The sequence below is a fragment of the Chryseobacterium luquanense genome (assembly GCF_026460945.1).
Taxonomy (GTDB): domain Bacteria; phylum Bacteroidota; class Bacteroidia; order Flavobacteriales; family Weeksellaceae; genus Chryseobacterium; species Chryseobacterium luquanense.
On the sequence record NZ_JAOVZV010000022.1, the window covers coordinates 113,678 to 126,270 of the forward strand.

Consider the following 12,593-nt stretch of genomic DNA (forward strand, 5'->3'; position numbering starts at 1 on the left):
ATTTAAATTTAAAAATTAATCTCCACCGCAACCACCACAACTGCTGCAAGAACTTCCGCCACAAGAAGAATCGGATGATGATGATGATGATGTTCCGCAACTGCTACCTGAACTATCTGATGTTGCACGGTTTGTTAAAGGAATAAATGAAGTTGTAAGAACTGCTGTTCCCATCAAAAAATAGCTCCATTGCCAATCATTGTTGATGTTTCTTTTGGGTAAAATTACAGTTTTATATAAATCGGGTAAAAATTTTAAACTGAATAAATTGGTAAGTCTGAATAAATAACCAAACATAAAAAGGATTAATAGAATTACAGCAAAACTTATTTGCAAAATAGGTTTATCCCGCAAAATTCCTGTCGCAATTCTAAGAAAACCCAACATCATCAAAGCGAGAAAAACAATGAAATTCAGCACAAATAAATTGGATAAAAACTTAGAGCGAATAAAATATTTTTTCAAGGCATCCATCGATTTAAAAATGTTCGAAAATACAGGTTTTAAGAGAAGTTGAGACGAAAAATTAGGATAAGAAGTTTTCCCAAGATCTTTTAATAACTCAATAATCTGCTCGTGTTCTTTAGATTTAATGAAAGTTAATTCGTTTGTGCTGATTGTTTTGTCAGTATTTATTTTTATTGAGCCATTATCAATCAACTCACTTACATTTCCATTGATGATGGATCTGATATTTCCGGTTTTAAAATAGATCAGTTCGTAAGGATTAAGATTAAACACAAAAGAATTTTTGTCGAATAAATTGATTATTTTTTGAAATTTTCTTCGGTTCAACCATTCCAAACCACTCACTGAAATAATAATTAACCCTAAATATAAAAGAATAAAATCAGGATTTTTTATGCTGTAATATACTGGTTTCAACAAAAAGTAGAGCGGAATTGTCAATATAATAAATGCTGAAATTCCAATAATAATCGCTGTTCTCAGTTTGAACTTTGATTTCTTTAGATTCAGACTTTCATAAGGACTTGAATAATTCCAAATATGTTCAGGCTGATTTCCAAAATGAGTTTCGTATAATTTTGTTGTGCGCTCTTTTGCAAGTCTAAATTTTTGAAAATCTTCTTTATTATGAGTTGAAGGAATATGCTGAATCTGTTTTTCTAAGACTTCGCAAAATTCATGATAAGATTTGGTGAAAATAAGATGTTGATGCCAAACTGTATCTACAATTTCCGACGGCGAAACCATCATATCTGAAACTGCAGCCAAATACATGAATTTCTTGTATTCTAAAATCGCTTGCTGGGTGAAATTTTGAGTCCAATAATTTTCGTTAGCCAATCTCAATGTAAAATCATATTCACTCGGAGGATGATCAAAGCTGAACTTATCAATTTTTTCCCAAAGATCTTTATTCATCATGTTTTTGAATATTGAACTTAAAGATAAGTAATTTTAGTTTTGAAAATATTTAAAAATTAATAATCTTAAAAACAATCCGTCACCAGTTCCATATTCACCATCGCTCCCGCTACATTTCCTGTCATCACCGAATTAGACACCGAGCGCATCATCGAAGAATTGTCGCCACAGACAAAAACTCCTGGAATATTTGTTTTCTGCATAAAATCTGTTTTGATATGACCAAATTCTGTAAACTCACAGCCCAATATTTTTGGAATATCAGAATGTTGCTGAAAAGGAAAAGCACCATAAACAGCTTCAAAATTTATCTCTTTGCCATCAATAAAAACAAGACTTTTCACATGGCCATTTTCATTTTTCAGTTCTGAAATTTCAGTTTCAATGATTTTAATCTGATTATTTTTAAGTTTTTCTAATTGCTCTTCTGAAAAATTGGCTTTTCCACGAGTGAGAATCGTAACATTTTCGGTTAAATTTTTAACTAAAGAAGAAATGTGAACGGCTTTATCACCATGAGCTATAATTCCGGTTTTCTTACCTTTATATTCGTAACCGTGGCAATACGGACAATGAATCAGCGAGATTCCCCAAGATTCTTTAAAGCCTTTGATGTCAGGAATTTCATCGGTAATTCCGGTTGCAATAATGAGTTTTTTAGAGCTGAGAGTTTCTCCGTTTTCGGTTATGATTTCAAAACCATTTTCAGTTTTTTTAATGTTAATGGCTTTTCCATGATAAAAACTTACGGTGTCATATTCTTCAACTTGTTTTTTAGCAAGTGAAGCAATTTCTTTTGGCGTTTTTCCATCTTGAGTTAAAAAGTTATGAGAATGTGGAGTCTGTTCATTACAAGGTTTTCCACTGTCAATCACTAAAACCTTTCTTAATGATCTTCCTAGAGCCATTGCCGCAGAAAGTCCTGAATAGCTTCCACCGATGATGATTACTTCGTATTGTGTTTCGCCCATAATTCTTAATTTTTTAAGTTTTAATAAAATATTCTTCCCTGAAAAGTTTGCCAAAGTTAAAATAAATTTTTATTATTGCAATATATTCGCATTAATAAAATGATCAGAAGAAGTACACCAACAAAAGATGCTGTTTTACATATTTTAACAGATTCCCAAAAAGCAATGAGCCAGGAAGCAATTATGAAAAAGGTTAAAATCAATATCGACAGAGCAACGGTTTATCGTGTTTTGAATAGATTTTGTGAAGACGGAGTCCTTCATCGAATTGTAGCCGAAGACGGAAAACAGTACTTTGCAGTCTGCATTAAATGTGAAGAAAAGAAACTGGCAGATCATCATTTTCATTTCAGATGTACAAAATGTGAAACAATAGAATGTCTTCCTGTTGCTGTTCAGTTTTCCTTAGAAAAAGGATATTCTGTGGAAAGTGTAAATTGCATTTTGACAGGAATTTGTAAAGATTGTGCATAAAAAAACTCTGTAATTTTACAGAGTATTCTTAAAAGATTTTATTCTATCTAATTTGAAACATAAACGTTACTCTTGTCAATTGCCAATAAATTTTCGTCTTGAGTATACCATGTTACAAATTTTTGGTATTCTGCTTCATTTTTCTGCATCCATTCTGTGAAAGCACTTTCATCTCCCATTTGGAATATGTAATGATTATAGGCATCAAAAACTTTGTTGTCATCCATTTTTTTGAAGTAATCAAATAAAACAATTTGATATTCTTTTTTCATTATCTCTAAATACATCTTTAAAAATCCACTTCTAATTTTTGCAAAAGAATTGAGCGAAAACTCTTTTTGACCTGTCGTTGAAAGTAATAAATTAGCTTCAAACATTGAGCACAGTGGAAGCTTATTTTTATCTAATTTACTCACATCAATTAAAATATTTTTGCAAATTGAGATACTTAAATTGTTATCATCTTTAAAAATAATTGCTTCTTTGTAACCATCATAAAGTAATTTACTCATCTCCTTGGTACGTTTGGTAGTTCTTTCAAGATTGACGAAAATTTCACCAAAAATAAAACCGGATAATTTGTTGTCCGAACGTAAATAAAGCTTTGCGGCTCTGTAATAATTTGAAGAATAAGAAGGATCTATTAATATGCCTGTTTCGTAGCTGTTAATAGCTTCATTATATTTTTCTTCAAGTTCGTAAACAACTCCTTTTTCAAGATAGAGTTTGCCAGAGTTAGGGAATTTTTTTAATCCTTCGTTGTAAGTTGCAATTGCAAGTTCGGGTTTACCTTGATAGTCAAAATTATTTCCTAAGAGTTGATAATAATCTGCTTTCACATCACTGTAATTTTTGATTTTTTTCAACTCGGATACGGCTTTGTCATACTCTTTATTATAAGTATAAGCTAATGCTATTTCGTAAGGATAAGTATAATCTTGAGGATCAATTTTTTCGCATTCTCTTAAAATCGTGATGGCTTCATTGTATTTTTCTGCATCGATCAATTTTACAGCATTATATACTTTTTCACATTTAAAGGTTTTCTTTTGTGCATGAAAATTGAGAGATAACAAAAGAAATAATAAGACTGAATAATAGTTTTTCATGGTTTGATTTTACTGTAAATATCAATAAATTAATCCATAAAAAAAACACATCGGAATGTGTTTTATGATTTGATGTAGTGTTAATTATTTTTTCTTTGTTAAAGAATCTGGTTGGGGTTCCTCACCTACAATCGACATCTTATTTTCAAAAGGTTTAGCTTCTAAAACCGTAATGCTGGTTTGCTCTTTTCCTAAATTGTATTGTACAAACACGGTTTTTTCGGCAGTTCGGATGATGTAAGTGTTTACGTTTTTCCAATTGTTGCAGGAATGCATATAACCTAAATTGTAAGCTTCCGGATCTTCTCTTTTAATGCGCTCTTCTTCGCCTTCTCTCAAAGGCTCACCTGTATTTATTTTTACACCACCGACATTTTTAATCAGTTCATCAAAGCTTTTTTGAATTTCCAAAGGTGAGAATTTTTTATCCTTAAATTCTTCAGAAATTCTGATTTCTGCTTTAAAAGTTTTTCCTTCCATTGAAGTGTAAGAACCATGGTCGTAGAAATATTCTTTATCAAAATCTTTGGTTTGTCCGTCTCCATGATAAGAATTTGGGTCTGTGAAAGTATATCCTTCAGGAAGCTGAAAATAAGGAAATGTTCCGTGAAATTTATCGGTTACAGGAATTTTGCTGATATTATAACCGGTGTCTGAAATGACTTCTGATGTATTTTGATTTTGAGTATTTTCTGATTGAGACTCAACTTGATCCTTATCTTTTTTGCTGCACGACCATAAAGTAAATGCTGATAAAGCACTTATTAAAACGATATTCTTCATATTTCCATAGATTGAGAGGTGTAATTCTGCTTTTCTGTGGTAGCAAAATTGATGCTAAAGAGCGGAAGAATATTTTAAAATTATGTTAAATTGATAGTCGTATCAAAGAGAACTTATAAACTCTTCATTCAGAGTTTTGTTTTTTTTAAGTAATTTTCCGTCAAAATATCTATATTTTTAATCATTTTAATAATGCTTTTAAGATCAGGCTTGTCAGATATTTCGGCAATTTTAGCCATTACAGAACTGTCGCAACATGATTTTTTATTTTTCTTTAAATTTTCAATTAAAAAACTTAAGACTTTGGAATCATTTTTTTAAACCATAACTCAAAGAATAGGTGTGATTGATTTATCTATCTCTTTATCTCTTTATCCAAGAATGCAATAATATTTGTTCCTTGCTCATAAATTGCAGGAAGAGGGCAAGAATATTCGGGAGAAAAAAATACACGTCTAAAGTTTTACTTTTAATATTTTCCTGTAAAGCTTCTTTAATCTCCAAAACAGCAGCATGGTTAAAATAAATCAATTTACTTTTAAAGTTCTTTTAACACTCTTTCAAATTCTAAATCACGCTCCTCCAAAATATCTTTATCGCTATATTTTATCAGTTCATTCATTCTAATTCCTATTTGTTGAGTTTGAGAATTGTCCGGGTAAAAAATTCCGTTTCCGGTGAACTCTAAAAGATAATTTCCGGGAAGTTTTACTTTTACAAGATCTCCGTCTGCTCCAGAAGTTTGTTGACCGATGGTTAAAGACTGCGGGAAAATTTTCTGCAAACTCATAGAATACCACTCACTTGCACTCCGGGTTTCGGGGTTTACCATAATAAAAACTTTTCCTGAATAAGAATGCGTTTGTTTATCCTTAATCTCTGGAAAATAATGTTTTGGATCTTCCAAATAATAGAATGTACCAATATTTTTTAAATTAGGAGCATAATATTTGTAAAAATAATTTTCGACAGGTGAGAAGTATTTATAAACAAAATGATTCACAAAACCGCCCCAATCGGGATATCCTCTCATATCAAAAACGATGGCTTTTTTCTTCGAAGCATCGGTTAAAATACTGTCCATTTTTGAATCTATTTTATCATCATCTGTAGTGTTGATGAAATCGTATGTGTCGTCAATTTTAAAATAAGAAATGTCTTTGTGACTGATTTTTTTACGCTGTGCTTTAAGAATTTTATCCTTAAGATAATTTTCAAGAACTACATATTTTTCTTTATTGGTAATATCAATAAAATCGACAGATTTAGTATAACTTTTATTGTCTCTTACAGACTTTATATTTAGGTTTTTTGTTGGAAGATTATCAGTCCAGATCAGATTGTTTTCGTATTTTGAAAGGGTGTGTTTCAGTTTTTCTTTATTGGAAACAGAAAGTAGTTTTCCTTTTTCATTGAGCATTTGTGAAATACTTTTTCCACCAATGGAAATGATTTTATCTCCGATGTTAATCTCAGCTTTTGCACAAACTTCGGGAAAAATAAGTTTGGTAATTAATAAATAATTGTCTACAATCTCAAAATCAAAAGGTGCAAAATAAGAGGCATTAAAAATATCTTTTTTATAATTCAGTTGACGGTAAAAAGATAAAGCATGACTGTCTTCCATTTTGGCAACGAGTTTTGTCATGATGAGTTCAAAGTCTTTTCTGTTAGTAGCTTTCTGGTTTTCATCCAACATTGTTTTAAAGAAAGCATCAAAATCTTTATTCATCAAATACTTATGAGGGAAAAGATAATCTACAACTCCTTGAATTTTCGCTAAAGCCAGAAAACGGTATTCAAGCGGAAGGTTCTCTGTTTTGGGAAATGAATATTCTTTTTCATCGCTTACCGATTTTCCTTTGCCTAAAAGCTCAAAATTGTAACGATTCTTGTAAATTGTATTGAGCAAAGTCTTATTTTCAGAACTTACTTTTCCATTTTTCTGAAACCAGGCGAAGTTTTGATTTTTTGTTAAGACATCTTTTGATGTTTCTTTTGGAGCTGTAGTCGCTAGATTTTTATTTAAATGTTGAGATAACTTTCCGATAACAGAATTGAAATCGTCTTTTGAACTGATATTTTTAACAGTATTTAAAAACAAACTGTCTGCATCAACTTTTCCGCTTGCGACATCAGGATGATAATATTTAATGAAATTCCATGTTTTAATGAAATCATAGTATGGGTTTTTCTGGGCAAAAACAGAATTTTGAAATAGTAAAAAGATAATTATAATTGATATTTTTTTCATGATGGTAAGTAGTTGTTTTAGTAATTTTCATTAATAATAAATTCCTGATCTTTCATCAGTTCCATAAAAGGTCCATTCTTTGGATAATGAGCATAACCACCAAGATGACCAATTTTAGCAGAATATTTTTCAAGGAGATGCTGTACTTTATCGCCAAATAAATTAATGTTTACGTTTTGAATTTTATCTTTTGTCTGTCGGCCATTAGTGAAGAAAAGCATAAGGTTGATTTTACCTTCAAATTCAGAATCATTATAATAAAATACCGAAATATGTTCTTCAATACAGATTTGAGTAAGAGCTTTGATGAAAGCTTTTTTATGGTTTAAAGGTAAGTGGCAATCAATTCTAAAAGCAGCATTTTCTGCGTTGTGTTTCTTGAAATTTGAACTAACCAAGCTTATAAAAAGATGTTTGTTTCTCTCGAAAACCATCTCAAAACCATTGTTGAAATCATAGCTTTGTATTGCATTGAAAGGCTTATCATTATTTATTGAGATTGCATTTTGTTCTTTTAAAATTTGCTCGATTTCTTCAGCAAACTGGAAATGATAATCATACAAATTGTAGTCACCAATGTTGATCAGAAGATCACTTCCGTCGGTTTTGATACTTAAATATGCTTTCGGATACTGATGTTTCAGTGTTTTTATTTCGGCTAAAAACTGTTCCAAATCTTTAACAAAAACTCTGGCTTGAATTTCTGCTGCATCGTTTGCATGACCTCCCAATCCTCCTGCAAATTTGAAAAAACTGTAATCATAGAGGTCTTCAGGGAATTTATAAAACCAATATACTCCTAAAATCATAATTTGCTTAATGTTTTTGAATGGGAAACTTTCGTTGTGTAAAGTACAATTTGAATTAAAACCAAAACGACAATGACTGCGATTCTTATCGTTGCATTGTTTGAAAAACGCTGTCTGATAACTTCAATATAATTAATCCTCTCGATTGCAAACTCTTTAAGGCTATTGATTTCTGAGAAGCTGTTTACTTTCTCAACTTGCGAATTAATTTCATACTCGCTCAGAGATGCTGCAACATTAATCAAATTAATATTACTCATCAAAAGCCAACCGAATAAAATAATTGAAATGAATAAAAGACAAGGTCTGAAAAACTTCATGACAGAATTGGTTTTATGTGAATATGGTAGTTCCAAATTTAAAGAAATCAGTTTTAACAATGAAATAAACTTTCAACAATCATAAATGTATTGACTTTTAGACTTCAATATCCTTCACTGATGTGGTTATCTCGCCCGAAGTAAACAGATTACAACGAGCGAGATAAGTTTCTTGTGCTTCACGAGAAGTGACGACTATTTTACGTAACTATTGATTTGTTATTTAATTAATCAAAATTTCACACACCAAAACTTTCAAAACCCTTAAATTTGTGGTCACTAAAAAGTTATTCAATGCTTAGGAAAATTTCAATTGCAGCAGTGGCAATGCTGTCTGTAATTACCATCAATGCTCAAAAAAATAAAAATTCACAGGTCGAAAGACCAAAATTGGTTGTAGGTTTGGTCATTGATCAGATGAGGTGGGATTATTTGTACCGTTATTACAGCAAGTACGGAAATGACGGTTTCAAAAGACTTTTAAACAAAGGGTATTCTCTTAATAATGTGCATATTCCTTACGTTCCTACGGTTACAGCTTTGGGGCATACTTCAATCTATACAGGTTCGGTTCCTGCGATTCATGGGATTGCCGGAAATGACTGGACAGATAAAGAAACGGGTAAAAATGTATACTGTACAACTGACGAAAGTGTAAAACCGGTAGGGACAACCAATGTGAAAGTAGGAAGTCATTCTCCCAAAAATCTTTGGTCTACAACGGTTACAGACGAGTTGAGATTAGCAACCAATTTCCAGGGAAAAGTAGTAGGAGTTTCTTTAAAAGACAGAGCTTCGATTCTTCCTGCAGGTCACACGCCAAACGGTGCTTATTGGTTTGATGATTCTTCGGGAGATTTCATCACCAGTACTTGGTATATGAACGATTTGCCACAATGGGTAAAGAATTTTAATTCACAAAATCTTCCGGATCAGTTGGTCGCAAATGGTTGGAATACTTTATTGCCTATCAATGAGTACATAGAAAGTACGCCCGATAATGTGTCTTGGGAAGGACTTTTAGGAAGTTCAAAAACACCTACTTTTCCCTATTCAAATCTTGCTGAAGATTATAGAACTAAAAAAGACAACATCCGTTATACACCTTTCGGAAATACTTTAACGCTTAAATTGGCTGAAGCCTCTGTGGAAGGTGAAAACTTGGGTGCAGATGATGTTACTGATATTTTAGCGATCAATTTAGCATCAACAGATTATGTAGGACATAAGTTTGGTCCGAATTCTATTGAGGTAGAAGATGTTTACTTAAGATTAGATCAGGATTTAGCGAAATTCCTTAAATATTTAGATGAAAAAGTAGGGAAGAACAAGTACACGGTTTTTGTTTCGGCAGATCATGGTGGAGCTCATTCTGTAGGGTTTTTGCAAGAACACAAAATTACCACTGGTTTTTATGGAGAGGGAATGGAAAAAAGCCTGACTGAAAAATTGAAAGCCAAATTTGGAGTTGATAAATTAATTAACGGTGTAGATAATTATCAGATTTATTTCGACAGAAAATTAATCGCTGATAACAATCTGGATTTAGAACTAATTAAGAAATTTGCGGTTCAGGAGCTTGAAAATGATCCTTCAGATTTGTACGCAGTTTCTACAACGGCAGTTCAGGAAGCAAGTATTCCGGAACCTATTAAACAGAGAATTATTAATGGGATAAACAGGCAGAGAAGTGGCGATATTCAGTTGATTTCTCATGATTCTATGCTTCCTCCATATTCAAAAACAGGAACGACGCACAGTGTCTGGAATTCTTACGACGCACACATTCCATTAATTTTTATGGGATGGGGAATCAAGCATGGTGAAAGCAACAAACCCTATTTTATGACGGATATTGCGCCGACGGTTTCAGCTTTGTTGCACATTCAGTTTCCAAGCGGAAATGTAGGAAACCCAATTACAGAAGTGATTGGTAGATAAGATTAAGTAAACTGATATAAAATCCCCGCAAAATTTATTTTGCGGGGATTGCTTTTTATAATTTGAAATTTATTGCTCATCAATTTCCTCGTCCTCATTTTCATATTGCTCAAGAAAATAAGTGAAAGTGAAATCTTCTACTTCCTCTTCTGCATCTTCTAAGGTAATCAGCAGATCTTCAAAGAGTTCAAGCTGATCGACGCTTAAATTTACAAATTCGATGTGAAGTGGCATTTCAAGTTCACCTGAAATAACATCAGAAAGTGCATCCAGATTATCTCCGAAATGTTCTGGAAGTTTTATCTTTTCTTTTAGTTGAGTATAAAAATCTTCGTAATCTCCGATTTCTGTAAAGTCGATGTATGTTGTGCTCATAGTTTTATTTATTAATGACGTGCAAATGTAGGATTTTTGTTGATGTCATTGCGAGTAACGAAGCAATCTCCATAACGATTTCATTAAAACAATAAAGATTTTCGCATCCCGCAATAATATTACTTCTTCTCAAAACTCTTATAATGATCTTTCGTTAAATACACTTCACCATTTTTGGTAAAAACAATTCGATCCGAATTTCTGTTTCCGCAATGGTAATTGACATCGGCTTCAAAATACTTTTCATCTTTTGGAAGCTTTCCTTCACGGTTTCCAAAGTAATCTCCACCGATAGCTTTCCCTGGAAGCACTTCACAAAGATTTCCCTGAGAAGGATTCCAACCCTGTTTTTTAGCTTCATTCTTTGTTATATAATAATCGGGAAGCTGATTATTTTGTTTAATATAACTAATCACAGTGTTTTCATTCGTGAGAGCATCTATTGATTGCTGAACAGATTGATTAATGGATGCTTCTGAAACCTTTTCAGTCTTGGGTTGCGGTTTTTTCTCAGCAATGAAATTATTATAAATATACATCACCGACATTCCGAAAAGAAGTCCGAGACAGGCAAAGAAAAGCGAACGGATTTTAGGATTCATGTTTTTTTATATCAATGGTTAATTTAACTTTGTTAGTGAATTGTCAATTTTAAATATACAAATAGAATTGCAAAAATTCACAACTGACAATTCACTTGCAAAGCAAAATTCACTTTTATGCTCTCCATTCTTCCGAAATGTCGCACACAGGAATCGGATTGATTTTATGCTGTGCAGCTTTATTCATCCTGCTGAAAATCTTGAACACCTCCAAATCTCTTCCGCTGTAATCTGCTTCAGTTTTTGTTCCCCATTCTTTTTGGATTTTTTCCAGTTCAGGATAAGTAGCTCCAATCTGCATTTCATCAGTTCTTTCTGCATCCCAAAGTCCGTCTGTAGGAATAGCTTCCTGAATGTTTTTTACTAAATTTAAAGCCTTGGCCAATGCATAGACTTCAGTTTTATAAAGATCAGCAATAGGAGAGATATCAACACCGCCGTCGCCATATTTTGTATAAAAACCAATTCCGAAATCTTCTACTTTATTTCCGGTTCCGCAAACCAAAAGACCATTGATTTGTCCGTAATAGTATAAAGTAAGCATTCTCAGACGCGATCTCGTATTGGCAAAAGCCAGTTTTTCGTTTGGAAATTCATCATCATGAACGTCAAAAGTTTTGTATAGTTCTTCAAAAGCAGGAGTAAGATTTACAGACATTGCTTCAACATTTGGGAATTTAGATTTTAAATCATCCATGTGTTCCCAAGCTCGGTTTACCTGATCTTCTTTCTGGCGAATCGGCATTTCGATCAACAAAGTTTTTAAACCTGTCATTGCTGCCAAAGTAGAAACCACCCCGGAATCTACACCGCCCGAAACTCCGATAACATAACCTTTTACTCCTGATTTTTCGGCATAATCTTTCAACCATTCTACGATATAATCAATTACTTTTTGTGTCTGCATTATATATTTTTATTATTTAAAATTTTCTTTTTTAAGTTCGTACCAGAAACAAATTCCGTCTGGTTCGGTAAACTCACCTGTTTTTTCAAATCCGAGTTTTGTTAAGATATGGTTTGAAGCCAGATTTCCAGAATGTGCATATGCATAAACTATTTCGGCTTTCAGATCATTGAAACCATAATTCAAGGAAGCTTTTCCCGATTCTGTAGCATAACCCTTTCCCCATGTTTCAGGTAAAAAACGGTAACCCAGTTCATAGAAATTGTGATATCCGTTTACTTCAGATGTATTTAATTTTATTCCGCTCCAGCCAATGAGAAGCCCACTTTCTTTTTCGATAACGGCAAGTCTTCCCAAACCGTTATCTTTATATTGCTGCATAATCATTTTTACCACTTTTTTTGATTCTTCAACTTTTGAAAGTACAGGCATACCAATATATTTCATGACTTCAGGGTCAGAATCGAGAAGGAAAAGGCGTTCATAATCTGCTTCTTCAAATTTTCTTAAAATCAGTCTTTTTGTTTCAAGATAAATATTCATCTTTTGGTTAGTCATATTTTTAAGATTGTGATATAATTTTTATAGCCACAAAAAAAACCTTTTTCAGCATAAGTTTATATTAATATCCTTATTTTTGTAAACTTAAATTTCATGTA

Annotated in this window: 13 protein-coding genes; 2 read left to right on the forward strand and 11 right to left on the reverse strand. The window is 32.4% G+C overall.

The genetic code is table 11. The features are described from left to right. Positions 1-15 precede the first annotated feature (15 nt). The gene (locus OEA66_RS18645) at positions 16-1,389 is read right to left on the reverse strand and encodes a glycine-rich domain-containing protein (RefSeq protein WP_267282818.1); all 1,374 of its coding nucleotides are present in this window, start codon (positions 1,387-1,389) and stop codon (positions 16-18) included. 65 nt (positions 1,390-1,454) lie between these two features. Then, on the reverse strand, positions 1,455-2,360 hold the full coding sequence (locus OEA66_RS18650) for an NAD(P)/FAD-dependent oxidoreductase (RefSeq protein ID WP_267282819.1): 906 nt from the start codon (positions 2,358-2,360) through the stop codon (positions 1,455-1,457). 99 nt (positions 2,361-2,459) lie between these two features. Here OEA66_RS18650 and OEA66_RS18655 point away from each other — a divergent pair, with 99 nt between their 5' ends. Further along, complete coding sequence (locus OEA66_RS18655; RefSeq protein WP_267282820.1) at positions 2,460-2,834, forward strand: Fur family transcriptional regulator; 375 nt, start codon at positions 2,460-2,462, stop codon at positions 2,832-2,834. A gap of 47 nt (positions 2,835-2,881) precedes the next feature. Here the strand turns inward: OEA66_RS18655 and OEA66_RS18660 are convergent, their stop codons facing one another. From OEA66_RS18660 to OEA66_RS18680, 5 genes are all read right to left on the reverse strand, one after another. Further along, a complete protein-coding gene (locus tag OEA66_RS18660) occupies positions 2,882-3,943 on the reverse strand; it encodes a tetratricopeptide repeat protein (RefSeq protein ID WP_267282821.1) in 1,062 nt (353 codons plus the stop codon). 84 nt (positions 3,944-4,027) lie between these two features. Further along, positions 4,028-4,726 (reverse strand): hypothetical protein, encoded by a 699-nt coding sequence (locus OEA66_RS18665; RefSeq protein ID WP_267282822.1) that lies wholly within the window; start codon positions 4,724-4,726, stop codon positions 4,028-4,030. A 538-nt stretch (positions 4,727-5,264) separates the two neighbouring features. Continuing rightward, complete coding sequence (locus tag OEA66_RS18670) at positions 5,265-6,980, reverse strand: S41 family peptidase (protein ID WP_267282823.1); 1,716 nt, start codon at positions 6,978-6,980, stop codon at positions 5,265-5,267. Between the two features lie 17 nt (positions 6,981-6,997). Next, positions 6,998-7,789 carry a hypothetical protein gene (locus OEA66_RS18675; RefSeq protein ID WP_267282824.1) on the reverse strand — a complete coding sequence of 264 codons (792 nt, stop codon included), beginning with the start codon at positions 7,787-7,789 and terminating at the stop codon, positions 6,998-7,000. Then, on the reverse strand, positions 7,786-8,145 hold the full coding sequence (locus OEA66_RS18680) for a hypothetical protein (protein WP_267282825.1): 360 nt from the start codon (positions 8,143-8,145) through the stop codon (positions 7,786-7,788). Before OEA66_RS18680 ends, OEA66_RS18675 begins: the two co-directional genes overlap by 4 nt. 258 nt (positions 8,146-8,403) lie before the next feature. Here OEA66_RS18680 and pafA point away from each other — a divergent pair, with 258 nt between their 5' ends. After that, positions 8,404-10,050: an alkaline phosphatase PafA gene (pafA, locus tag OEA66_RS18685; RefSeq protein WP_267282826.1), complete on the forward strand. Its 1,647-nt coding sequence runs from the start codon at positions 8,404-8,406 to the stop codon at positions 10,048-10,050. 69 nt (positions 10,051-10,119) lie between these two features. Here the strand turns inward: pafA and OEA66_RS18690 are convergent, their stop codons facing one another. The 4 genes from OEA66_RS18690 to OEA66_RS18705 form a co-directional block, all read right to left on the reverse strand. Continuing rightward, a complete protein-coding gene (locus OEA66_RS18690) occupies positions 10,120-10,425 on the reverse strand; it encodes a barstar family protein (protein WP_267282827.1) in 306 nt (101 codons plus the stop codon). Between the two features lie 119 nt (positions 10,426-10,544). Continuing rightward, the gene (locus tag OEA66_RS18695) at positions 10,545-11,027 is read right to left on the reverse strand and encodes a ribonuclease domain-containing protein (RefSeq protein ID WP_267282828.1); all 483 of its coding nucleotides are present in this window, start codon (positions 11,025-11,027) and stop codon (positions 10,545-10,547) included. Positions 11,028-11,142: 115 nt separating this feature from the next. Beyond that, positions 11,143-11,934: an NAD(+) synthase gene (gene nadE / locus OEA66_RS18700; RefSeq protein WP_267282829.1), complete on the reverse strand. Its 792-nt coding sequence runs from the start codon at positions 11,932-11,934 to the stop codon at positions 11,143-11,145. A 12-nt stretch (positions 11,935-11,946) separates the two neighbouring features. Further along, positions 11,947-12,492: a GNAT family N-acetyltransferase gene (locus OEA66_RS18705; protein WP_267282830.1), complete on the reverse strand. Its 546-nt coding sequence runs from the start codon at positions 12,490-12,492 to the stop codon at positions 11,947-11,949. Positions 12,493-12,593 lie beyond the last annotated feature (101 nt).